The following is a 22,333-nucleotide window of genomic DNA, read 5'->3' on the forward strand; positions in this document are numbered from 1 at the left end:
CGTGGACGCGTCGATCGACGCGCTCGCCGCGGGCCGTCCCGCCTTCGTCTGGCGCCGTCAGGTCGCGGACACCGACACGCCGGTCGCCGCCGCACTCAAGCTGATCGAGCCGGGGCGCGGTGACTATCTGCTCGAATCGGTCGAGGGCGGCGCGACGCGCGGGCGCTACAGCCTGATCGGCCTTGCGCCCGACCTCGTCTTTCGCGCGCGCGGCGATGCGGCGGAGATCAACCGGAACTGGGCGCACGACCGCGACGCCTTCGCCCCCGCGGGCCAGCCGACGCTCGACGCGCTGCGCGCGCTCGTTGCCGAATGTCGCGGCGACGTGCCTGCCGATCTTCCCCCCGCGCTCGCCTGCCTCGTCGGCTATTTCGGCTATGAGACGATCGGCCTCGTCGAGCGGTTGGACACGCCCGCCGCCGATCCGCTCGGCCTGCCCGATATGCTGTTCGTACGGCCGACGACGATCCTGGTCTTCGACCGGCTGGCCGACGCGCTCTACCTCGTCGCCCCCGTCTGGCCGGGATCGGGCGATCCGCAGGCGCGCGTCGCCGATGCACAGGCGCGGCTCGACGACGTCGCCGCGCGGCTCGCCAATACGCCGCTCCCTGCACCCGTCCGCGCCGATGCCGCGGAGCCGGTCTACACGCCCGCGATCGCGCCCGCCGACTATGAGGCGATGGTACTGCGCGCGCAGGACTATATCCGCGCCGGCGACATCTTCCAGGTCGTGCTGGCGCAGCGTTTCTCCGCGCCCTTCGCGTTGCCGCCGCTCGAACTCTATCGCAGCCTGCGCCGCATCAACCCCTCGCCCTTCCTCTACCACCTCGACCTGCCCGGCTTCGCGCTCATCGGGTCGAGCCCGGAGATCCTCGTGCGCGTGCGCGACGGCGCGGTGACGATCCGCCCGATCGCCGGTACGCGCCCGCGCGGCCGCACCGCGGCGGAGGACGAGGCAAACCGCGCCAGCCTGCTCGCCGATCCGAAAGAGCGCGCCGAGCATCTGATGCTGCTCGACCTCGGCCGCAACGATGTCGGCCGCGCCGCATCACCCGGCTCGGTGCGCGTCACCGCTAGCTACGGCATCGAATTCTACAGCCACGTGATGCACATCGTGTCGAACGTCGTCGGGACGCTGCATCCCGATCGCGACGCGATCGACGCGCTGTTCGCCGGCTTTCCGGCGGGCACTGTCTCGGGCGCGCCAAAAGTGCGCGCCTGCCAGATCATCGCCGAGTTGGAGCCTGAACGTCGCGGCGCCTATGCGGGTGGCGTCGGCTATTTCTCGCCCGACGGATCGATGGATTCGTGCATCGTGCTGCGCACCGCCGTCGTCAAGGACGGCATGATCCACGCACAGGCGGGCGCTGGCGTCGTCGCCGACAGTATCCCCGCCTATGAACAGCGCGAGTGCGAGGCGAAGGCGGGGGCGATCCTGGCGGCCGCGCGCGACGCGGTCACCCGCGCCGCCGCACCACAGTTCGGTCAGTAAAAGCTCAGGGCACCTGTGCCGCGGCGTCGCGCTTGGCGCGCTCCTCGGCGGCCCACTGGCGGTTTGCGGCCAGCGCGCAGCCGCTCTGCCCGCCCGTGCCGACCGGGGAACAGGTATCGGGCAGGCCGCCGGCGACGCGGCCGACCTGGTCCATCGTCTGCGTGCGGTTGACCCAGCTCTGGTTCTGCGCCGGGATCGGCCCGCTGTCGCGGAACTGCTTGGGAATGCGATACGGCTGGTCGAGCGTCGAGCAGACGACGATCTCGGTGCTGCTGCTCTGCGGACATTTCTCGCCGCGGGTCAGCGTGACGCTGCGCACGCGTTGCGGCGGCTGCCCGCTCTGCGCCTGCTCCGCCGATCCCGGCGATCCGGCGATCTGCGCCGATAGCGCGGCGGGAAGGCCGATCAACGCGGCAACGAGAAGGGGACGCAACATCGGGGTATCTCCTTTGGCCGAATCAACGATCGAGGCCTGATCCGGCTCCCCTATCGCATGGACGATTTAGGCATGGCGAGATTGCCGGTGGATGACCGGCGGGTAACAGCCGTTGCGCGGGTCGGGCGTTGCGCTATGGCGCTGCGATGATCCTCGTCGTCGACAATTATGACAGCTTCACCTGGAATCTCGTCCATTACCTGATGGAGCTTGGCGCGAAGGTGGAGGTCGTGCGCAACGATGCGATCTCAGCCGGCCAAGCGCTGTCGTCGGGAGCGGAAGCGTTCCTGATCTCGCCCGGCCCGTGCACCCCGAACGAGGCGGGCGTCAGCCTCGACCTCGTCGCCGCCGCTGCCGACGCGGGGCGGCCCCTGCTCGGCGTATGCCTGGGGCATCAGGCGATCGGCCAGCATTTCGGCGGCCGGGTCGAGCGCGGCGGGCTGATGCACGGCAAGACCTCCCCCGTGCATCACGACGGCACCGGCCTGTTCGAGGGCCTGCCCTCGCCCGTCACCGCGACACGCTATCACAGCCTGATCGTCAACGACGTGCCCGCGCCGCTGATCGTCAACGCACGCGCCGACGACGGCAACGTCATGGGCTTCCGCCACGAAAGCCTGCCGATCCACGGCGTCCAGTTCCATCCCGAAAGCATCGCGACCGAGCACGGCCATGCGATGCTCGCCAATTTCCTGCGTGCCGCGGGCATCGCCGTGAAGGCGGGCGCGGCGTGACGACCTTCACCCCTCTCCCCGATCCGTCGACCCCGCTGTCGCGCGAAAGCGCGCGGGCCGCGTTCGCCGACATCCTCGACGCGCGCGCGTCGGAGGAGGACATCGGCGCCTTCCTGCTCGCCCTGTCCGACCGCGAGGAGACCAGCCTCGAAATCGCGGAGGCCGCGCGCGCGCTGCGCGAGCGGATGATCCCGATCGATGCGCCCGCCGGCGCGATCGACGTGTGCGGCACCGGCGGCGACGGACACCATACGCTCAACGTCTCGACCGCGGTCGCGCTCGTCGTCGCGGCATGCGGCGTCCCCGTGGCGAAACACGGCAACCGCGCCGCCTCGTCCAAGGCCGGAGCGGCGGATACGCTGGAGGCGCTCGGCCTCGACCTCGATATCGCGGGGGCGACGGCGGAAGGCAGCCTCGCCGACCTCGGCATCGCGTTCCTCTTTGCGGCCAACCACCATCCCGCGATGAAGCGGATCACGCCGATCCGCCACCGCATCGGCAAGCGCACGATCTTCAACCTGATGGGCCCGCTCGCCAACCCCGCGCGCGTCACGCGCCAACTGCTCGGCATCGCCCGCCCCGATTATGCCGGCCTTTATGCGGAGGCGCTGGCGCAGCTCGGCACCGAAGCCGCGGCGGTGATTTCGGGCGAGGAGGGCCTCGACGAGCTGTCAACCGCCGGACCCAGCCTGGCCGTCACGATCGGCACCGTCGCGCTGCCCGCGCGGATCGTGCCCGAGGATGCGGGCCTCGCCCGCCACTCGCTCGCCGCGCTGCGCGGCGGCGACCCGGCCTATAACGCCGACGCCCTGCGCCGCCTCCTCGCCGGGGAGGCCGGCGCCTATCGCGACGCCGTCCTGCTCAATGCCGCCGCGGCGCTCGTCGTCGCCGGCGCCGTCTCCACCCTCACCGATGGCGCGCGCGATGCCGCCCGCGTCCTCGACGACGGCAGCGCGGGCGCGCTGCTCGACCGCTGGATCGCCTACCGATGACCACCATCCTCTCCCGCATCGTCGAAACCAAGCGCGCGGAAGTCGCCGCGCGCAAGGCGACGACAAGTCTCGCCGATCTCGAGGCGCGCATCGCCACCGTCACCAAGCCGCGCGGTTTCCGCGCCGCGCTCGACGCGAAGCAGGGCCATGCGCTCATCACCGAGATCAAGAAGGCGAGCCCGTCGAAGGGCCTGATCCGCGCGGACTTCGACCCACCCACGCACGCGCGCGCCTATCAGGCGGGGGGGCGGCCTGCCTGTCGGTGCTGACCGACGAGCAATGGTTCCGCGGCTGCGACGACGACCTCGTCGCCGCGCGCGCCGCATGCAGCCTGCCCGTGATCCGCAAGGACTTCATGGTCGACCCGTGGCAGGCGACCGAATCGCGCGCGATCGGCGCCGACGCGATCCTCATCATCGTTTCCGCGCTCGACGACGGCCAGATGGCGGAGATCGAGGCGAGCGCGCTGGACTGCGGCATGGATGTGCTGGTCGAGGTGCACGACGCCGCCGAATTCGACCGCGCGCTGCGCCTGAAATCGCGGCTGATCGGCGTGAACAACCGCAACCTGCACGATTTCAGCGTCGATTTCCGCCGCACCTATGCGCTCGTCGACAAGGCGCCGCCGGGCTGCACCTTCGTCGCGGAAAGCGGCCTGTCGAGCCGCGCCGACCTCGATGCGCTCGCCGAACACGGCGTCCATTGTTTCCTGATCGGCGAATCGCTGATGCGCCAGCCCGACCTGACCGCCGCGACGCGCGCGCTGGTCGGGTGAGCAATCTCACGCATATCGACGCGGACGGCGCGGCGCGTATGGTCGACGTCGCCGGCAAGTCGGTTACGTCGCGCGAGGCGACGGCGACCGGACACATCGCCATCGCCGCCGATGCGCTCGCCGCGATCCGCGACGGCGCGACGAAGAAGGGCGACGTGCTCGCCGTCGCGCGTATCGCCGGCATCATGGCCGCGAAGAAGACCGCGGACCTTATCCCGCTCTGCCACCCCCTGCCGCTCACCCGCGTCACGCTCGACCTCGCAATCGATGCGGACGGCATCACCGCCACCGCGACCGCCGCGACGGAGGGCAAGACCGGCGTCGAGATGGAGGCGCTTACCGCCGCCTCGGTCGCACTGCTGACGATCTACGACATGGCGAAGGCGCTCGACCGCGGCATGACGATCACCGGCCTGCGCCTGCTCGCCAAATCGGGCGGCGCGTCCGGCGACTGGCAGGCGGCGTGAGCCTGCTGCCGATCGCAGAGGCGCAGGCGCGGCTGTTCGCGCTGGCGGCGCCGGTCGCGATCGAAGAAATGCCGCTCCTCGCTGCGCACGGCCGCTGGGCGGCGCGGGACGTCGTCGCGCGACGGACACAGCCCGCGCACGACCTGTCGGCGATGGACGGTTATGCGATCCGCTTCGCCGACCTGCCCGGTCCCTGGGCGCTGGTCGGCGAGAGCGCGGCGGGGCGCCCCTTTGCGGGATCGATCGGCCCCGGCGAGACGGCACGCATCTTCACCGGCGCCGACGTGCCCGATGGCGCGGACACGGTGATGGTGCAGGAAGAGGTCGACGCCACCGGCACGCACATCCGCCTCGTCGGCGAAGGGCCGCTTGCGCGGGGCCGCAACGTCCGCCGGCGCGGGCTGGATTTTACCGCGGGCGATCGGCTGATCCCCGCCGGCGCGCGCATCACGCCCGCACGCCTCGCCGTCGCGGCGACCGGCGGCGTCGGGACGATCCCCACCCGCCGCCGCATCCGCGTCGCGCTCTGCGCCACCGGCGACGAGCTCATCGCCCCCGGCGCGACCGCCGACCCGCGCGCGCTGCCCGAATCGAACCGGGTCATGCTCGCCGCGATGCTCGCCGACCTGCCCGTCGACATCGTCGATCTCGGCATCCTGCCCGACGATCTCGCGACGTTGCGCGACGCCTTTGCGGCGGTATCGGCCGACCTTCTCGTCACCACCGGCGGCGCGTCGGTCGGCGACCACGACCTCGTCCGTCCCGCGATCGAGGCGGCGGGCGGGCGCATCGATTTCTGGCGGATCGCGCTTCGGCCCGGCAAGCCGATGATGGCCGGCCGCCTGGGGGGCACCATGCTGCTCGGCCTGCCCGGCAATCCCGTCTCCGCCTTCGTCACCGCGATACTGTTCGTCCGCCCGCTGATCGCGCATCTCGCCGGCGCCGCCGAGCCGCTGCCGCGCGAGACGACCGTATTGCTGGGCGAGGACCTGCCAGCCAACAACGCGCGCACCGACTATCTGCGCGCCGAATTGCGCGACGGACGCGCCTATGCCTCGACGATCCAGGACAGTTCGATGCTGCTCACGCTCGCCCGATCGCACTGCATGATCGTCCGCCCCGCCCACGCGCCGCCGGCATCCGCCGGCGACTCGGCGCAGATCCTGATGATCGCTTGACGGCAAGCGGAACGTTCCCTAGAAGTTCCACGTCTGTTCTGACGGGAAGGACCGCCCATGCTCACGCGCAAGCAGCACGAGCTCGTCTGCTTCATCAACGATCGGCTGGAGGAGACTGGCATCTCCCCCTCGTTCGAGGAGATGAAGGAGGCGCTCGACCTCAAGTCCAAATCCGGCGTGCATCGCCTGATCAGCGCGCTCGAGGAGCGGCATTTCATCCGCCGTCTGCCCAACCGCGCCCGCGCGCTCGAGGTGTTGCGGATGCCGGAACGCTCGGAAAAGAAGCCCGCCACCGCCGCGCCGGTTGCGGAAACGCCCGCCGCGCCCGCGCGCGGCAACGTCCGCCCCGCCCCGTCGCCCGCCAACGACGTCGTCGAGATTCCGCTGCACGGCCGCATCGCCGCCGGCGTGCCGATCGAGGCGTTCGAGGGCAGCTCGATGCTCGCGGTGCCCGCCGCGCTGCTCGGCTCGGGCGAACATTATGCGCTGGAAGTGTCGGGCGATTCGATGGTCGAGGCGGGCATTCTCGACGGTGACTATGCGCTAATCCGCCGCACGGAGACGGCGCGGGACGGCGAGATCGTCGTCGCGCTGATCGAGGAGAGCGAGGCGACGCTCAAATATTTCCGCCGCGAAGGCGCGATGATCCGCCTCGATCCCGCGAACCGCGCCTATGAGCCGCAGCGCTACCGGCCGGACATCGTGCGCGTGCAGGGCAAATTGTCGGGCATCCTACGCCGCTACGACTGAGGATCTCGGTTTGCCCGCCGGGGTTGGAACCGCGGCGGGCCGGGTGGCGCGAAGGGGTCGCGATAGCGCGTCCCGGCGGCCGGCACCGCCTTTGGCGGGGCCAGCCAGGGGTGCCTGTCTCCCGCCCGCCGAACGGTGACGACGCGCATCGGCGACAGCGTGATCGCGACGCCGCCGGTCCGCCGTAACGCCGCGAGGTCGAGCGTCAGCCAGCGCGGCCGGCATCGCGCGGGCAGGCGACGGTCGCTGACGACGATATCCGCCTGCGCGCAGGCACGGATCAACGCGGGCCATGGCAACGGATAGGCGCTGCGCGTCGCGAGCAGACGCCAGCGCGCGCCGCCCCGCACCAGATCGATCGCGCAGACGTCGCGCGAACAGCGCGCGTCGGGGCGATCGGCGAGCAGCATCGGCTCGCCCTCCTCCCCGCCGGTTTCGCTGAGCACGCCGCGCACGTAATCGCCGGCGCGATCGCGCAGGATCGCCAGCCCGCCCGCGGTCCGCACCGCCAGATGCCGGCCGTCGCCGGTGACGAGGATATCGGGCGACGGCGTCGTCACCATCCACACGCATCCCGCGACCAGCGACGCCACGCCAAGCCAGCGGACCCGCGTCCGCCACAGCGCCAGCCACAACCCGCCGCCGACGCACAGGGCGAATGCACCGACCGGCACCGTCGCCAGCGCCATCGCCGATCCCGGCATCGCCGCCACGCTGCGCGCGATCCACAGCAGCAACGCCATCGCCTGCCCAGTCAGCCACCATATCGGCGCGCCCCAGCCGGCCACATCGAGCAGCAGCGCCAGCGCCTCCAGCGGCATGATGACGAAGGTGGTCAGCGGGATCGCGACCAGATTGGCGAAGGCGCCGTACAGCCCCGCCTTGTGGAAGTGATAGACCGCGATCGGCATCAGCGCGGCCTCGACCAACAGCCCCGTGACCAGCAACGAGGCGAGTTCCCGACCCAGCCGCCGCCAGCGCGATTCCTCGTGGACGCCGAAGAAGGCGGCGACGCGCGGATGCTCGTGCAGCGCGACGATCGAGACGATCGCGGCGAATGACAATTGGAAGCTCGGGCCGACCAGAGCCTCCGGCCAGACCAGCAGCACCGCGAATGCGCCGCCCGCGACGAGCCGCAGCGTCACCGCCTGCCGCCCCATCGCCAGCGCCGCCAGCACGAGCAGCGCCGCGACGCACGATCGGATCGTCGGCACCTGGCTGCCGGTGAGCAGCGTATAGCCAATCGCCGCCCCCGCTCCTGCGACCGCCGCGACGAGCGGCAGGCGCACGCGCAGCGCCAGCCATGGCCACAAGGCCAGCAGGCGCATCACGACCAGCATCGTCGCGCCGACCGCGGCGGTGATGTGCAGGCCGCTGACCGACAACAGATGCGCAAGCCCCGCGCGCCGCATCGCGTCCGAATCCTCCTGCGTGATCGCGCCCTCGTCCCCCGTCGCCAGCGCCGCGGCGATGCCGCCGGCGCTCCCCGCCAGCTGCGTGGTGATGTGGCGCGTCAGCCGGTCGCGCAGCGTGTCGCCGCCCTTCACCCCGCCGACCACGACCACCGGCCCGAAGGCGCGGCCGGTCGCGCCGATCCCGGCGAACCAGGCGACACGCGCGAAGTCATAGGCGCCGGGCACCGCCGCGCCCGGGGGCGGCATCAACCGCGCCGACAGGCGGGTGCGCGCACCCGGCACGACACCCGGGGGCACGCTTGCGGCATCGACATTCACGCGGATACGCGGCGGCAGGCCGCTCGCGGGGTCGGCGCGCAGCGTCAGCCGTACCAGTTCGCGCGCGGGCAAGGGCTCGACCTGTTCGACGATGCCGACGACCCGCACCACCGCGGGCCGCGCCAGCACCGGCGCCGCAATGCGATCCGCCCGCCACCATGCCAGCCCCAGCCCGACCGCAGCCGCCAGCCCGCCGATCGCGACGATCCGCGCCAGCCGGCTGCGCCCGTCCAGCGCCGCCGCGGCAAGGCCCATGCCCGCCAGTGCCACCAACGCCGCACGCCACTGTGCCGCGTCGGGCAGCACGAACCATGCCGCGATGCCGGCGCCCAGCATCACCGGCAGCCACAACGGCAATTGCTCGCGCTCCGCCTCCAGCCAGCGTTCGATCCACGCGGGCGCGACGAAACCTCCCCACCGCGGCGGGATTTGAAGGCGCGGAACGCGCGTGCTAGGGGCCGCCGCGGCTGGTTGGGCCATCATCTCGAACCCTAAGGAGCAGGCACGGTTGGGCGCAACAGTGGATCATGACGCGAACGGTAACGCCGAGGCCAAGGGTGCGGCGATCGTTACCCGGTTCGCGCCGTCGCCGACCGGCTACCTGCATCTCGGCGGTGCGCGCACGGCACTGTTCAACTGGCTGTTCGCACGCCATCACGGCGGCAGATTCCTGCTGCGGATCGAGGATACCGATCGCGCGCGCTCGACGCAGCCTGCCATCGACGCGATCCTCGCCGGCCTCACATGGCTCGGCATCGACTGGGACGGCGAAGCCGTCTTCCAGTTCGCCCGCGCCGATCGCCATGCCGAGGTCGCGCATCAGATGGTCGCGGGCGGCAATGCCTATCGCTGCTACATGACGCAGGACGAGATTGCGGCGCAGCGCGAGGCGGCGCAGGCCGAAAAGCGTCCTTTGCGCATCCGCTCGCCGTGGCGCGACCGCACCGACCATCCGGAGGGGCAGCCCTATGTCGTCCGCCTCAAGGCGCCGCGCGAGGGCGCGACGACGATCGAGGATCGCGTCCAGGGTTCGGTGACGGTCCAGAACGCCGAGCTCGACGATCTCATCCTGCTCCGCTCCGACGGCACGCCCACCTATATGCTCGCGGTCGTCGTCGACGACCACGACATGGGCGTGACGCATGTCATCCGCGGCGACGATCATCTCAACAACGCCTTCCGCCAGCTGCCCATCTATCGCGCGATGGGCTGGGCGGAGCCCGTCTACGCGCACATCCCGCTGATCCACGGCACCGACGGCGCGAAGCTGTCGAAGCGGCACGGCGCGGTCGGGATCGAGGCGTATCGCGACGAACTCGGCATCCTGCCCGAAGCGTTCGACAACTACCTGCTTCGCCTCGGCTGGGGTCACGGCGACGACGAGATCATCAGCCGCGAACAGGCGGTGCAATGGTTCGATCTCGCCGGTGTCGGCAAGAGCCCGTCGCGCTTCGACCTCAAGAAGCTCGAGAACCTCAACGGCCATTACATCCGCGCCGCCGACGATGCGCGGCTCGCGACGCTGGTCGCCGGCATCGGCGGCTATGGCGAGGATGCCGAGCCGCTGCTGACGCAGGCGATGCCGTTCCTGAAGGCGCGCGCCGCCAATCTCAACGAGCTTGCCGATGGCGCGTGCTTCCTGTTCGCCACGCGCCCGCTTCCGATGGAGCCATCGGCTTCGGAGCTGCTGACGCAGGAGGCGCGGGCGCTGCTCGCGCAACTGCACACGGCGCTTGACGCAGTGCAGCAGTGGGATCAGGAGGCTATCGAAGCAGCGGTACGGCAGGTCGCCGAGGGCAAGGGCTTGAAGCTCGGCCAAGTCGCCCAGCCGCTCCGCGCCGCTCTCACCGGGCGCAAGACGTCGCCCGGCATCTTCGACGTGCTCGCGCTTCTCGGCAAGGAGGAAAGCCTCGGCCGGATCGCGGACCAGATGGCAGTCTGACAGGAAGGACAAGACATGACCGACACCGCGAAATTCGCCCTGGACGGCAAGGACTTCGAATACCCGGTCATGTCCGGTTCGGTCGGCCCCGACGTGGTCGACATCCGCAAGCTCTATGCGCAGACCGGCGCCTTCACCTACGATCCCGGCTTCACCTCGACCGCATCGTGCCGTTCGGCGCTGACCTACATCGACGGCGACGAGGGCGTGCTGCTCCACCGCGGCTATCCGATCGGCGAGCTTGCCGAACAGTCGAGCTTCATGGAGGTCGCGTACCTCCTCCTCAACGGCGAACTGCCGTCGGCGGACGAGCTGGCGACGTTCAACACCACGATCACGCGCCACACGATGGTGCACGAGCAGCTGGCCGCCTTCTTCCGCGGGTTCCGCCGCGATGCGCATCCGATGGCGATCATGTGCGGCGTCGTCGGCGCGCTGTCCGCCTTCTACCACGATTCGACCGACATTCACGACCCGGTGCAGCGCACGATCGCGTCGCACCGCCTGATCGCCAAGATCCCGACGATCGCGGCGATGGCGTACAAGTACAGCGTCGGGCAGCCGTTCCTGTACCCGGACAACTCGCTGTCCTACACCGGCAACTTCCTGCGCATGACCTTCGGCGTGCCCGCTGAGCCCTATGAGGTGAACCCGGCGGTCGAGAAGGCGATGGACCGTATCTTCATCCTCCACGCCGATCACGAACAGAATGCGTCGACCTCGACCGTCCGCCTCGCCGGATCGTCGGGTGCCAATCCGTTCGCGTGCATCGCGGCGGGCATCGCCTGCCTCTGGGGCCCCGCGCATGGCGGTGCGAACGAGGCCGCGCTCAACATGCTGCGCGAGATCGGTACGCCCGATCGCATCCCCGAATTCATCGCGCGGGCCAAGGACAAGAACGATCCGTTCCGCCTGATGGGCTTCGGACACCGCGTCTACAAGAACTACGATCCGCGCGCGACCGTCATGCAGAAGACGGTGCGCGAGGTGTTCGACGCGCTCAAGGTCAACGATCCCCTGTTCGAGACCGCGTTGCGTCTCGAAGAGATCGCGCTCAACGATCCGTACTTCATCGAGAAGAAGCTGTTCCCGAACGTCGACTTCTATTCGGGCGTCATCCTCTCGGCGATCGGCTTCCCGACGGAGATGTTCACCGTGCTCTTCGCGCTCGCCCGCACCGTCGGCTGGGTCGCGCAGTGGAACGAGATGATCACCGATCCCGACCAGAAGATCGGGCGTCCGCGCCAGCTCTACACCGGCCCGACGCAGCGCACCTACGTTCCGGTCGAGCAGCGCTGATGCGCCGGCTCCGGCCGATCCTGCTCGCGGTGGGCGTCATGCTGGCGCTTACCGGCGCTTTGTGGATCGGCCAGGGCCTGGGCTACGTCCACTGGCCGCAATCGAGCTTCATGCTCGATCAGCGGATCTGGGCCGACCGCGGCAGCGCCGTTGCGGTCTTCGGCCTTTTGCTGATCCTCGTCGCGCGCCGCCTGCCGCGGCGCTGAACCGTCGTCAGGCCGGCGCGTCGCCGGCCGGCAGCGTCAGCGTGAACGTCGCGCCTTCGCCCGGCACGCTCTCCACCGACAGGTCGCCCCCCATCGCCCGCGCCAGCCGGCGCGCGATATAGAGGCCAAGGCCGCTGCCGCCCGGCTCGCTCGGGTCGACGCGTTCGAACTTCTCGAAGATGCGCGCCTGATCGTCGGGCGCGATTCCCTTGCCCTGATCCGCCACCACGGCCTCGACCATCGCGCCGACGCGCGCCGCCGTGACCGTGACGACCCCGTTTGAGGGTGAATAGCGGACGGCATTGCCGATCAGATTGACCATGATCTGTAACGTCCGCCGGAAATCGCCCGATGCGGCAACGGGCATTCCCGCCAGCGGCCGCGCGATCGCGATGCCGGTATTGGACGCCTTCACCGACAGCAGCCCCGCTGCGCGCCGCGCGACGTCGGCGAGGTCGATCGTCTCCAAATCGGGGCGGAAATCGTCGCGCTCCACCGCCTCGAGGTCGACGAGGTCGTCGACGAGGCCGAGCAGATGGCGGCCGGCATTGGCGATATCCGACGCATAATCGGCATAATCCGCCTGCACCGGCCCCTCGGCCTGCGCGTGGATCGTGTCTGCATGCGCGATGATCTTGGCAAGCGGCGTGCGCAAGGCGCGCTCCAGCGCTTCCGCGAATCGCGCCGACATGCCCGCATCGGCCGCCGGTGCGGCCACCACCGGCGCCTCTACGTCCCGCGCGACGCCTGCGAGGCCGGCGAACCCGCCCTCCTTGTCGCGCCGCACGGTCGCGGTCAGCGTCACCGCGCGATCGTTTGCGCGCAGCCGGGCGGGCTGCGCCTCGAATGGCCGGCGCCGCGCCATCGCGTCGAGGATCGGCATCGCCCCCTCCCGGTCGCTGTCGAGCGCGAACAGCGCGGTCAGCGGCTGGCCCAGCATCGCCAGGCCGTCGACGCCATATCGCCGCGCGCCCTCGATCCCCACGAACGTGAGATGCAGCGCCGCATCGGTTTCCCAGGGCAGGTCGCCGTCCTCGATCATCGCCGCGTTAGGCGTCGCGATCGATGGCTGCGGCCGCATTTCGCGCCATCCCGACACCGCGAGGCGCACCGCCCCGTCGACGGGCTGCGCGCGCACCCACAAATCGAGGTCGGTGTCGCCATCCGCGACGACCACCGCGCGCGAGACGAGGATGCCCAGCCGCCGCGCGAGACGCACGACCATCGCCAGCTGCGGCACCGCGATCGCCGCGCCGATCCCGCCGCCGGCATGAGCGTTGAGCGCGAGCAGCGCCGGGTCCGCCGACACCAGGCGATCGTCGCCGTCGATCAGCGCGTGCGAGACGGGCACGTCGGGCAGGCCTTCGATCCTCATCGCGCCGTCTCGCGCGCCAGCGCGTCGATGGCAAGTCGCAGATCGTGGTGCAGCGTCAACGGCGCCAGCGCCGAGCGTGCGACCTCGACCGGCACCGCCGCGATTGCGTCGATCGCATCGGCGAAGGCTTCGATATCGCGCCGCGGGTCGGCATCGGCGAGCGCCAGCGCGATCCGCGCGATCGTCGCGCGATCCAGCGCCGCCGCACGCAGCGCGAGCCACAGGCGGTCCCCCTCCGGCTCCAGCATGATCTGCCGCGCCGCGGTGAAATCCACGTCGACGGCGCGGCCCAGCACCGCGACGAACAGCGACAATCGCCGGTCGCCCAGCGCATCGACCAGCAACGGCCCGACCTCGCTCGCGCGCGCGTCGATCGCCGCGGCCAGCCGCACCGCTGCCGCTTCGGGGCGCTGGCCTTCGTCATGCGCACCCAGGTTGCGCTGCGCCGCCGCCACGATCGCGCGGTCCAGCGCGGCATCGCTCGCACCGTCGGCGCTCTGTGCCTCGCGAATGCAGGCGGCGACCCACCAGACGAGCTGGTGATGCCGTTCCGCCGGCAGCACCGAATGCTGCGGACGCGCCTGCTCAATCGCGGACCGCCGCCGCGCTTCCGCAGTCAACAGCGCGCGCGCCGCCGCGGCGACGACGCCGTCGTCCACCTCGGTCAGGCGGACGAGCAGGCTCGGCTCGTCGGGCGCACCCGGCGCCGGCGCCAGCGCCGCGCTCATCTGGTCGCAGCGAACCTGCGCGAGCAGTTCGTCCATAAGCTGCCGCTCGCGTAGCAGCCCGGCGCGCGCCAGCCGGCGCAAAACATCGTCGGGCCCGCGCAGAATCCGCTCCGCCGCGTCCGCCTGGCCCTTCTCAGCGAGCACGCGGGCGGCGTGGTGGCGGATATCGGTTTCGATCGCGCGCACCACCGCGTCGAGCAACTGGCCCAGCATCGTGCGCGTCCGCTCGTCGAGGCGCGCGTCGTCGGGCAGGAAGAAATCGGCGATCGCGGCGCCCAGTCGCGAATCGGCGGCCGCGCCCAGCCGCCGGGCCGCGGCGAGGCGCGCGGCCAGCGTCTGGCGTTCCTGATGTTCCGGCTCGACCGACATGGTTCTGGCGCTAGCCCCTGTGTCGTTAAAGCGGTGCTAAGGCTCGCGCCGCAGACGTTCGATCGCCGCGGTCAGCGTCGCCGCCGCATAGACCGTGCCGCCGCCCAGCGCGACCAGCGGTGCCTCGACCAGCGCGCCCAGCCACACGACGAGCAGATAAGCCGGCGCACTGCCCCACCATGTCGGCCGAGACGCCCGCCCGATCGCGCGTTCGCCGATGCCCGCGAACAGGACGAACGCGATCGCCAGCGTCATCGGCACGCCATCGAGCATCAGCCGCGTCTCGTCGTAACCATAAGCCAGCACCGCCAGCATCGGCAGGATGGTCGCCGCCGTCTTCAGCCCGCGCGCCACGCCGGGTTCGTCGCGCAGATCGGCGAGCGTCGCGGCCAGCATCGCGCCGAGCGTTCCGAGCAGCGCGAGCAGCAGCCCCGATACGGGATGCGACAGACAGGCGAGGATCAGCCCGACCAGCCCGACGACGCCTGCCCCCGCCGCGACCGCCGCTGCGGAGATCCCGCGCGGCACCATCAGCGGGATCGTCAGTCGGGCGAGCGGCGTCGCCACGAACCGTTCGAACCAGCCGCTGCGCCCGGACACCATCGCGGTCAGCACGGCGCGTCCGCGCGCTTCCAGCGCGACGCCCGAATGGCTCAGCGCATGGCCGTTCCGTGCGGCGCTCGTGGGCAGCAGCATGTGCACCGCCTGTGCCTGTTCGGCGAGGCGGACCAGGGTCGACTGCAGGTCGTAATCGCGCGGCAGCGCGGCGAGTTCGGCGACGCGGCGCGCCTCCAGCCGGGCGACGCCCGCCCACACCATGCCGCCGCCGACGCGCTCGAATCCCGGCCCAGCGACGGTTTCCGGCACTACGAGGAGCGCATCGCCGCCGCCTTGCGCCAGCGCGCCGATCGTCTCCTCGGTCGTCGTCAGGCCATCGGCCACCATCAGCACGCGCGCCAGCGGATGCAACCGCTCGGCCGCTTCGGCCGCGGTACGCACGGTGTCGACCGCGACCCCGCGCCGCCCGATCCGGTTGATCGCGCCCAGAAGTTCGGGCGTCAGCCGCGCGACGACGATCACGAGTTGCGACGCCCCCGCGCCGACCAGCAGCCGCGCCTGATATTCGATCAGCGTCATACCGCCGAACGGCAGCGTGGCGGTCAGCATCGCGGGCCGGTCGTCCGCGTCGTGCATGGCAATGAGGAGGCCCGCGAGCATCCGCCCGCTGGTAGGCGCAAGGGCCCGCGCTGGCTAGGGCCTTACAGCCGCGCGACGGTGCGTTTGAGCTTGGCGAGCGTGGGTGCGTCGAACGGCAGCGTCGCGGCGCGATTGGCCATCGCCATCAGCCGCACCGCGCCGAAACTCGCGGCAAGCCCGGTCAGCCGCGCGGTCGCATCGCGCCACGCGGCGACATCCCGCGCCGCTTCCAGCGCGGCGACCGCGTTGTGCGCGCTCTCGGAGAAAGCGATGCGCAATTCCGCGACCAGCGCGGGTTCGTCACCGACCGCAGCCGCCAAAGTCGCGTCGATCGCTCCGGGATCATAGGCCATTGCGTTGTTCCTAGGCGCAACGGCTTAACGCTTCGTTGCGGTTTGGCTTTGGTGATGGCGCAAAACACGGTTAAGTTCGCGCCCGACAAAAGGGGGTTCCATGATCGTCGACATGCGGGCGGACGCCGGCAGCAGCAGCCATGCGGAACACGCGGCGATCGCCCCGCATCGTCATGCGGACGACACGCTCGACCTGATCGGACCGGACGATGCCTGGACGCTGGAGGCGGAGCCGGAGGCTGCGCCGCGTCGCTGGGTGCTGCCTGCCGCTGCGCTCGCGCTGTCCCTGCTCTGGCTCGGCGGCATGTTGTGGTTGGTGCGCAACGACATCCGCCTGCTCCCGCCCGTCGGTCTGGTCGAGCTGATCGCCGCGCTCGCCGTCGTACCGGCGCTGATCGGCATCCTGTGCCTGCTCGTGATGCGGACGAGCCGGGCGGAGGCGCGCCGGTTTGGCGACACCGCGCGCACTATGCGGGCCGAAGCGGCGAACCTGGAGCGGACGGTCGGCGTCCTTGCCCGTTCACTCGACGCCAACCGGCGCGTCCTCGCCGAACAGATCACCAGCCTGATGACGATGGGCGATGGCGCCAACGAACGGCTGCTCGCGGTCGGTCGCGGCCTGTCAGGCGAGATCGCGGCGGCCGATGCGCACGCCCGCACCTTGCGCGACGCGGCCAATGCCGCGCAGGCGAGCGTCGACGTACTGCTCGCCACCCTGCCCCGTGCGCACGATGAGATTGTCGACGCGCGCGACCAGCTCGAAGCGAGCGGCGTCACCGCCGGCCGCCATGCCGCCGCGCTCGAAGGGCAGCTCGCGGCGCTCGCCGAGCGCGGGCGCGAGGCCGACCTGATCGCCGGCGGCGCGGCGCAGCGTCTTGCCGCACACCTTGCCCGGATGGAAGCGACCAGCGAGACGGCGGGCGCACGGCTCGAAACGGTCACCAGCGAGATGTCCGACGCGGTCGACGCGCTGCTCGGCCGCACCGCGGATGCGGTCGACGAGGCGCGCAAGGGCATCGCGACGCAGGGCGATGCGATGCTCGCGATGTTGCGCGCCAACCAGGCCGCGCTCGACAGCGCCGCCCGCGACAGCGCCGATGCGCTCGCCGAACGGATCGGCGCCGTCGAGGACGTCATAGACCGCGTCGTCACGCGGCTCGAGCGCCACCGCGCCGCCAGCGACGACCTGATCGTTGTCATCGATGCGGAGATCGATCGCGTCGAACAGCGGATGGACGTGCTGCACACGCAGGGGATCGAGCGCTCGCAGATGCTCGCCGCTTCGATCAGCGCGCTCGGCGGATCGGCGGATGCGATGACCGAGGCGCTGCGCACCGGCGAGGCGATGGCGACACGCACCATCGGCACTACCGAATCGTTGCTCATCGCGCTCGACGCGGCGTCGCGCGAAATCGATGAAACCCTTCCTGAGGCGCTGACCCGGCTCGACGCGAAGATCGCGGCGAGCAAGCAGGTCGTCGTCGCCGCCAAGCCCGAGCTGCTCGCGCTCGTCACCGCCGCGGAAAGCACGCACGACGCGATCGAGGCGATCGCCGGTGTCATCGCCGAACAGCGCCGCACGCTCGATCACCTGTCGAACACGCTGCTCCAGACGCTCAACGAAGGGCGTGGCAAGGCCGATGCGCTGGGCACGATGGTCGACGAGACGATCGGCCGCACCCACCGCTTCGCCGAAGAGGCCGCGCCGCGCCTGGTCGAGGCGCTGCTGCGCGTGCGCGACACCGCGTCGAGTGCCGCGGACAAGGCACGCGAAACGCTCGCCGCAGTGATCCCGGAGGCGGCCCAGGCGCTCGAACAGGCCAGTGGCGAGGCGATGCGCCGCGCCGCCGGCGACACCGTCGAACGCCAGGTCCGCGCGATCGCGGACGCGACCGAACAGGCCGTCGCCGCGGCAACGCGTGCCACCGAACGTCTGTCGGATCAGGTGCAGGATATCCTCGACAAGACCGCGCTCGTCGAAACGCGGATCGAGGACGCGCGCGCCGACCGCGAGGAGGCCGATCGCAACAGCTTCGCGCGCCGCGCCTCGCTGCTGATCGAATCGCTCAATTCCGCCGCGATCGACGTGACAAAGGCATTCGCGCCGGAAGTGTCCGACAGCGCCTGGGCCGCCTATCTCAAGGGGGATCGCGGCGTCTTTACCCGCCGCGCGGTGCGTATCCTCGAACCCGCCGATGCGCGCGAGATCGCCCGCCTGTATGACGACGACGCGGTCTTTCGCGAAACCGTCAACCGCTACATCCACGATTTCGAAGGCATGCTGCGCACCATCCTCGCGCAGCGCGACGGCTCACCGCTCGGCGTTACATTGCTGTCGTCCGATATGGGCAAACTCTACGTCGCGCTGGCGCAGGCGATCGAACGCCTGCGCTAAAGCCGATCCAGCGAGGCTGGACGGCGAAGAAGCGCGAATAGCTGCCCCTTGACCGGCGTCGGACGCGCGGGGAGCGAACGGTCAGTGCGGGCGCGCGCCGGAGCCGCAGGCGTCGATCAGCAGGTCGTCGATAACCGCGGCGACGCGCGCCGCCGCGAGGGTCTCGCCCTGCTCGTCCATCAGTGAGAGCGCCTGTTTGAGCAGGTCGAGCACGCGGCGTCGCGTATCCTCCATCATTCCCGCCTCTTCGCGTCCACATCCTCGGGTGATGCGTAGGCGGACGTGTACAGCATGTAGCTTACGTGAAACTGACATGAGATGGTGCCGGTGATATTTTTCTAGTGCCGCTGGCGCGCACCGCGCGTCAGCTGTCGTTATAGATGACGTCGGGATTGAACAGGTCGAGCATCCGCGGCGTCACCCAGCCGAACTCGTAATTGGCGACGAACAGCATGAACAGGATCGTCGCCACGATCGTCACGCGGACGACGAGCCGCCCCAGGTGGAATTCGTGCGGCGCGCTCTCCGCCTGCCCCGGCACGTGATCCCCCCCTGCCTCGCGGGTCGTCCGCACGCCCCAGGGCAGCACCAGGAAGACGGAGAAGGCCCAGAACAGGACGTAAATCGCCAGCATCGACGTCCAGCGCATCGGTTCCTCCCCGCTCTTCTTCCGGCGTCGCGATCAGGCCTGGACGATCAGCACGTCGACGATCGGCTTCTTGCCCGTCCAGCGCGTCGCGACGCGGCGCACCGCCAGGCGAATGTCCTCGCGCCGGCGCTCGATCTCGCGCTTGCCGCCGTTCAGCGCCTCCTGCGCCGCAGCGGCGGCATCCTCGACGAAGGCAAGCCGGTCTTCCTCGACCGGCACGCCCTGCACGCGCACCTGCGGGCGGCCGATGCCGCGCCCGTTGCGATCGACCGCGACCGCGACCGAAATCTGGCCGTTGATCGCCAGCTTGCGCCGCTCGTTGATCGTCGATCCGTCGGCAGGCAGGATCACGTCGCCGTCCAGCACCAGCCGGCCGACGCCGGCATGGCCGATCTTCGCGGCCTTGCCTGGCAGCAGGCGGACGATCTCGCCGTCGCTCTGCACCACCGCCTGCGGCACACCCTGCGCCTGTGCGTAGCGTGCATGCTCCATCATGTGGCGCATCTCGCCGTGCACCGGCACCAGCAGCTCGGGGCGGATCCATTGATACATCTGCGCCAGCTCCGGGCGACCCGGGTGGCCGGAGACGTGGACGTGCGCCTGCCGCTCGGTCACCATCCGGACGCCCTTGGCCGCCAGCGTGTTCTGGATCTTGCCGATCGCGATCTCGTTGCCCGGGATCTGCTTCGACGAGAAGATGACCGTATCGCCCTCGTCCAGCTTGATCGTATGGCTGCCGTCGGCGACGCGCGCCAGCGCCGCGCGCGGTTCGCCCTGGCCGCCGGTGGCGACGATCAGCACCTTGTTCTTGGGCAGCCGCATCGCCGTCTCGGGATCGACCGTCTCGGGAAAATCGCCGAGGTAGCCGCACGCGCGCGCGACCTTCAGGATCCGGTCGAGCGAGCGCCCGGTGACGCACAATTTACGCCCCGTCTCGCGTGCGACCTTGCCCAAGGTGTGGAGCCGCGCCGCGTTCGACGCGAAGGTCGTCACCAGCACGCGACCGCGCGCCTTGGCGATCGTCTCGGCAAGGCCGCGGCGCACCGACGATTCGGAGCCAGAAGCGTCCTCGTTGAACACGTTGGTCGAATCGCACACCAGCACGTCGATCCCGGCATCGCCGATCTTGGCCAGCGTCTCGCCGCTGGTCGGCTTGCCGATCACCGGATGCGGATCGAGCTTCCAGTCGCCGGTGTGGAACACGCGGCCCGCCGCGGTCTCGATCACCAGCGCGTTCGGCTCGGGGATGGAATGCGACAGTTCGACGAAACGGATGCCGAACGGCCCGATCGTCTCCGATCCGCCCGGCTGCACGACGCGCAGCTTGACGCGGTTGGCGTTGCCCTCTTCCTCCAGCTTGCCGCGGATCAGGCCCGCGGTGAACGGCGTCGCGTACAGCGGCACGCCCAGGTCCTCGGCCAGATACGGCAGCGCGCCGATATGATCCTCATGCCCGTGGGTCAGGACGATACCGACCAGATCGTCACGACGATCCTCGATGAAGGCGAGGTCGGGCAGGATCAGGTCGATGCCGGGATAGGCGGCGTCGGCGAAGGTCACGCCGCAATCGACCATCAGCCACTTGCCGGCATGGCCATACAGGTTGACGTTCATGCCGATCTCGCCTGAGCCGCCGAGCGCACAGAAGAGCAGTTCGTTATTCTTGGGAGTCATCAATATCTTTCGGTGAAATTCTGGGGCGCCCGCCAGGCCGGTCGGCGCGAGCGCGTCAGGATACGATATGGGCTCTTTCGGCCATGATCGCCAGCCCCTGTATGGTGAGGTCGGGCTCGACGATGTCGAACGCGGCGATGTGCCGTTCGAACAGGATGGCGAGGCCGCCCGTCGCGATCACCTTCACCGGGCGGCCGACCTCCGCCTTCAATCGCGCGACGAGCCCCTCTATCATCGCGATATAGCCCCAGAAGATGCCGATATGCATCTGGTCGACCGTATTGCGCCCGATGACGCTGGTCGATGCCGGCGCCTCGATCGCGATCCGCGGCAGCTTCGCGGCGGCACTGACCAGCGCGTCGAGCGACAGGTTGATGCCCGGCGCGATGATCCCGCCCTTGTACGCGCCGCGATAGTCGCTGACGTCGAACGTCGTCGCGGTGCCGAAGTCGATGACGATCAGGTCGCCGGCATGCAGCGCATGCGCCGCGATCGTGTTGACCGCGCGGTCGGCCCCCAAATTCTGCGGTTCGTCGACGTCGAGCGCGATGCCCCATTCCACCGGCGCGCGCCCGGCGATCAGCGCTTCGGTCTTGAAATATTTGCTGCTCAGCACCTGAAGATTGTGCAGCGCGCGCGGCACCACCGTCGCGACGATCACCGCATCGACGTCCTCGCGCGCAAAGCCTTCCAGCGCGAACAACTGGCTCAGCCAGACGGCATATTCGTCCGCGGTGCGGCGCGGATCGGTGGCGATGCGCCAGCGCCCGCGGATCGCACGTCCTTCGACCAGCGCGAAGACGACGTTGGTATTGCCGGCATCGATCGCGAGCAGCATCGCTTCAGCCTACTCCCCTGACGACGGCCGCGCCGCCTGTTTCGTCCTCACGACAGGAAGACGTCGCCCGCGTGCATGACACGCCGCGTCCCGTCCGCCAAGCGGAGCACCAGCGCGCCATCGGCGTCCAGCCCCTCGAACAAGCCTTCGGCGCGATGCCCGTCCGGCATGTGTACTGAAAGCGCGCTGCCCACCGGATGCGCCGCAGCCAGCCACGCCGCGCGCACCGCCGCGAACCCCTGCACCCGCCAGATCTCCAGCCAGCGCGCGAAGACCTCCGCCAGCACCCCGACCAGCGTCGCGGCATCGATAACGCAGCCCGCCGCGGCCAGACTCGTCGTCGCGCGGTCGGGCAGGTCGGGGTGGTGCGCCACGTTGACGCCGATCCCCACGACCAACGCCTCGCCGCTCCGCTCGAGCAGGATGCCGGACAGTTTCGCGCCATCGATCAGCACGTCGTTGGGCCATTTCAGCATAGCGCGGCCCGGCAGATAAAGGTCCAGCGTCTCGTGCAACGCGACCGCGGCGACCAGCGCCAGCGATGCGGGTGGCGGATCGGTCGGCCGCAGCCGGACGAGCGTGCTCGCATACAGATTGCCCGGCGGCGACTGCCACGCCCGCCCCTGCCGCCCCCGCCCCGCGGTCTGCCGTTCGGCACGCAGCCACTCCCCCTCGCGCGCGCCGAGCGTCGCGAGGTGAAGCTGGTCGGCATTGGTCGATCCCGTCTCGACGATGGTGCGGATCGTCACCG

21 protein-coding genes and 1 pseudogene are annotated in these 22,333 nt (G+C 70.3%); 11 read left to right on the forward strand and 11 right to left on the reverse strand.

Annotation, left to right across the window (positions count from 1 at the left end):
• Position 1: 1 nt before the first annotated feature.
• Positions 2–1,492 (forward strand): anthranilate synthase component I, encoded by a 1,491-nt coding sequence (gene trpE, locus DM480_RS15580; protein WP_232834043.1) that lies wholly within the window; start codon positions 2–4, stop codon positions 1,490–1,492.
• 4 nt (positions 1,493–1,496) lie between these two features.
• Here trpE and DM480_RS15585 read toward each other — a convergent pair whose 3' ends face one another.
• Positions 1,497–1,928, reverse strand: coding sequence for a hypothetical protein (locus DM480_RS15585; RefSeq protein ID WP_115380483.1), 432 nt, complete (start codon positions 1,926–1,928; stop codon positions 1,497–1,499).
• 146 nt (positions 1,929–2,074) lie between these two features.
• Between DM480_RS15585 and DM480_RS15590 the strand changes: the two genes are divergently transcribed.
• The 6 genes and pseudogenes from DM480_RS15590 to lexA all read left to right on the forward strand — a co-directional run bounded on the left by DM480_RS15590 (position 2,075) and on the right by lexA (position 6,824).
• On the forward strand, positions 2,075–2,662 hold the full coding sequence (locus tag DM480_RS15590) for an anthranilate synthase component II (RefSeq protein WP_115381477.1): 588 nt from the start codon (positions 2,075–2,077) through the stop codon (positions 2,660–2,662).
• Entirely contained in the window at positions 2,659–3,654 is a 996-nt protein-coding gene (gene trpD, locus DM480_RS15595; protein WP_115380485.1) for an anthranilate phosphoribosyltransferase, read from the forward strand. The genes DM480_RS15590 and trpD overlap by 4 nt, the downstream gene beginning before the upstream one ends.
• Positions 3,651–4,429: pseudogene (gene trpC, locus DM480_RS15600) on the forward strand (indole-3-glycerol phosphate synthase TrpC). The gene trpD and the pseudogene trpC overlap by 4 nt, the downstream one beginning before the upstream one ends.
• Complete coding sequence (gene moaC, locus DM480_RS15605) at positions 4,426–4,896, forward strand: cyclic pyranopterin monophosphate synthase MoaC (protein ID WP_115380487.1); 471 nt, start codon at positions 4,426–4,428, stop codon at positions 4,894–4,896. The pseudogene trpC and the gene moaC overlap by 4 nt, the downstream one beginning before the upstream one ends.
• Positions 4,893–6,074, forward strand: a complete 1,182-nt coding sequence (locus tag DM480_RS15610) for a molybdopterin molybdotransferase MoeA (protein ID WP_115380489.1) — start codon at positions 4,893–4,895, stop codon at positions 6,072–6,074. Before moaC ends, DM480_RS15610 begins: the two co-directional genes overlap by 4 nt.
• A 57-nt stretch (positions 6,075–6,131) precedes the next feature.
• The gene (gene lexA / locus DM480_RS15615) at positions 6,132–6,824 is read left to right on the forward strand and encodes a transcriptional repressor LexA (RefSeq protein ID WP_115380491.1); all 693 of its coding nucleotides are present in this window, start codon (positions 6,132–6,134) and stop codon (positions 6,822–6,824) included.
• Here the strand turns inward: lexA and DM480_RS15620 are convergent.
• Entirely contained in the window at positions 6,815–9,040 is a 2,226-nt protein-coding gene (locus DM480_RS15620; RefSeq protein WP_232834044.1) for a ComEC/Rec2 family competence protein, read from the reverse strand. The two genes, lexA and DM480_RS15620, sit on opposite strands and share 10 nt — an antisense overlap.
• A gap of 37 nt (positions 9,041–9,077) precedes the next feature.
• Here DM480_RS15620 and gltX point away from each other — a divergent pair, with 37 nt between their 5' ends.
• Genes gltX through DM480_RS15635 form a run of 3 tightly spaced genes read left to right on the forward strand, consistent with a single transcriptional unit; the run spans position 9,078 to position 12,004 of the window.
• A complete protein-coding gene (gene gltX / locus DM480_RS15625) occupies positions 9,078–10,499 on the forward strand; it encodes a glutamate--tRNA ligase (RefSeq protein WP_115380493.1) in 1,422 nt (473 codons plus the stop codon).
• A 15-nt stretch (positions 10,500–10,514) separates the two neighbouring features.
• On the forward strand, positions 10,515–11,798 hold the full coding sequence (locus tag DM480_RS15630; RefSeq protein WP_115380495.1) for a citrate synthase: 1,284 nt from the start codon (positions 10,515–10,517) through the stop codon (positions 11,796–11,798).
• A complete protein-coding gene (locus DM480_RS15635) occupies positions 11,798–12,004 on the forward strand; it encodes a hypothetical protein (RefSeq protein ID WP_115380497.1) in 207 nt (68 codons plus the stop codon). The genes DM480_RS15630 and DM480_RS15635 overlap by 1 nt, the downstream gene beginning before the upstream one ends.
• 7 nt (positions 12,005–12,011) lie before the next feature.
• On the opposite strand, the gene DM480_RS15640 is transcribed toward DM480_RS15635, so the two are convergent.
• Genes DM480_RS15640 through DM480_RS15655 form a run of 4 tightly spaced genes read right to left on the reverse strand, consistent with a single transcriptional unit; the run spans position 12,012 to position 16,026 of the window.
• Positions 12,012–13,379 carry a sensor histidine kinase gene (locus DM480_RS15640; RefSeq protein ID WP_115380499.1) on the reverse strand — a complete coding sequence of 456 codons (1,368 nt, stop codon included), beginning with the start codon at positions 13,377–13,379 and terminating at the stop codon, positions 12,012–12,014.
• Entirely contained in the window at positions 13,376–14,476 is a 1,101-nt protein-coding gene (locus DM480_RS15645) for a DUF2336 domain-containing protein (RefSeq protein WP_115380501.1), read from the reverse strand. Before DM480_RS15645 ends, DM480_RS15640 begins: the two co-directional genes overlap by 4 nt.
• Positions 14,477–14,512: 36 nt before the next feature.
• Positions 14,513–15,694, reverse strand: a complete 1,182-nt coding sequence (locus tag DM480_RS15650; protein ID WP_115380503.1) for a hypothetical protein — start codon at positions 15,692–15,694, stop codon at positions 14,513–14,515.
• A gap of 41 nt (positions 15,695–15,735) precedes the next feature.
• Positions 15,736–16,026 (reverse strand): Hpt domain-containing protein, encoded by a 291-nt coding sequence (locus DM480_RS15655; RefSeq protein ID WP_115380505.1) that lies wholly within the window; start codon positions 16,024–16,026, stop codon positions 15,736–15,738.
• Positions 16,027–16,126: 100 nt separating this feature from the next.
• Here DM480_RS15655 and DM480_RS15660 point away from each other — a divergent pair, with 100 nt between their 5' ends.
• A complete protein-coding gene (locus DM480_RS15660; protein WP_115380507.1) occupies positions 16,127–18,421 on the forward strand; it encodes a hypothetical protein in 2,295 nt (764 codons plus the stop codon).
• 81 nt (positions 18,422–18,502) lie between these two features.
• On the opposite strand, the gene DM480_RS18165 is transcribed toward DM480_RS15660, so the two are convergent.
• The 5 genes from DM480_RS18165 to DM480_RS15680 all read right to left on the reverse strand — a co-directional run bounded on the left by DM480_RS18165 (position 18,503) and on the right by DM480_RS15680 (position 22,331).
• Positions 18,503–18,658 carry a hypothetical protein gene (locus DM480_RS18165; protein ID WP_157968813.1) on the reverse strand — a complete coding sequence of 52 codons (156 nt, stop codon included), beginning with the start codon at positions 18,656–18,658 and terminating at the stop codon, positions 18,503–18,505.
• Between the two features lie 127 nt (positions 18,659–18,785).
• A complete protein-coding gene (locus DM480_RS15665; protein WP_115380509.1) occupies positions 18,786–19,070 on the reverse strand; it encodes a DUF1467 family protein in 285 nt (94 codons plus the stop codon).
• A gap of 33 nt (positions 19,071–19,103) precedes the next feature.
• Positions 19,104–20,744, reverse strand: coding sequence for a ribonuclease J (locus tag DM480_RS15670; protein ID WP_115380511.1), 1,641 nt, complete (start codon positions 20,742–20,744; stop codon positions 19,104–19,106).
• A gap of 55 nt (positions 20,745–20,799) precedes the next feature.
• Entirely contained in the window at positions 20,800–21,582 is a 783-nt protein-coding gene (locus DM480_RS15675) for a type III pantothenate kinase (protein ID WP_115380513.1), read from the reverse strand.
• 47 nt (positions 21,583–21,629) lie between these two features.
• The gene (locus DM480_RS15680; RefSeq protein WP_115380515.1) at positions 21,630–22,331 is read right to left on the reverse strand and encodes a biotin--[acetyl-CoA-carboxylase] ligase; all 702 of its coding nucleotides are present in this window, start codon (positions 22,329–22,331) and stop codon (positions 21,630–21,632) included.
• Positions 22,332–22,333 lie beyond the last annotated feature (2 nt).

Origin of the sequence: Sphingomonas sp. FARSPH, assembly GCF_003355005.1 — a bacterium.
In the GTDB taxonomy this organism is placed as follows: Bacteria; Pseudomonadota; Alphaproteobacteria; order Sphingomonadales; family Sphingomonadaceae; genus Sphingomonas.

Bases quoted from the DNA above. Each gene is read 5' to 3' on its own strand.
- DM480_RS15590 (WP_115381477.1), top strand. From the start codon at position 2,075: ATGATCCTCGTCGTCGACAATTATGACAGCTTCACCTGGAATCTCGTC.
- DM480_RS15655 (WP_115380505.1), bottom strand. From the start codon at position 16,026: ATGGCCTATGATCCCGGAGCGATCGACGCGACTTTGGCGGCTGCGGTC.
- DM480_RS15585 (WP_115380483.1), bottom strand. From the start codon at position 1,928: ATGTTGCGTCCCCTTCTCGTTGCCGCGTTGATCGGCCTTCCCGCCGCG.
- DM480_RS15660 (WP_115380507.1), top strand. From the start codon at position 16,127: ATGATCGTCGACATGCGGGCGGACGCCGGCAGCAGCAGCCATGCGGAA.
- DM480_RS15640 (WP_115380499.1), bottom strand. From the start codon at position 13,379: ATGAGGATCGAAGGCCTGCCCGACGTGCCCGTCTCGCACGCGCTGATC.
- DM480_RS15645 (WP_115380501.1), bottom strand. From the start codon at position 14,476: ATGTCGGTCGAGCCGGAACATCAGGAACGCCAGACGCTGGCCGCGCGC.
- DM480_RS15650 (WP_115380503.1), bottom strand. From the start codon at position 15,694: ATGCTCGCGGGCCTCCTCATTGCCATGCACGACGCGGACGACCGGCCC.
- DM480_RS15665 (WP_115380509.1), bottom strand. From the start codon at position 19,070: ATGCGCTGGACGTCGATGCTGGCGATTTACGTCCTGTTCTGGGCCTTC.
- lexA (WP_115380491.1), top strand. From the start codon at position 6,132: ATGCTCACGCGCAAGCAGCACGAGCTCGTCTGCTTCATCAACGATCGG.
- DM480_RS15635 (WP_115380497.1), top strand. From the start codon at position 11,798: ATGCGCCGGCTCCGGCCGATCCTGCTCGCGGTGGGCGTCATGCTGGCG.
- DM480_RS15675 (WP_115380513.1), bottom strand. From the start codon at position 21,582: ATGCTGCTCGCGATCGATGCCGGCAATACCAACGTCGTCTTCGCGCTG.
- DM480_RS15620 (WP_232834044.1), bottom strand. From the start codon at position 9,040: ATGATGGCCCAACCAGCCGCGGCGGCCCCTAGCACGCGCGTTCCGCGC.
- DM480_RS18165 (WP_157968813.1), bottom strand. From the start codon at position 18,658: ATGATGGAGGATACGCGACGCCGCGTGCTCGACCTGCTCAAACAGGCG.
- DM480_RS15670 (WP_115380511.1), bottom strand. From the start codon at position 20,744: ATGACTCCCAAGAATAACGAACTGCTCTTCTGTGCGCTCGGCGGCTCA.
- DM480_RS15630 (WP_115380495.1), top strand. From the start codon at position 10,515: ATGACCGACACCGCGAAATTCGCCCTGGACGGCAAGGACTTCGAATAC.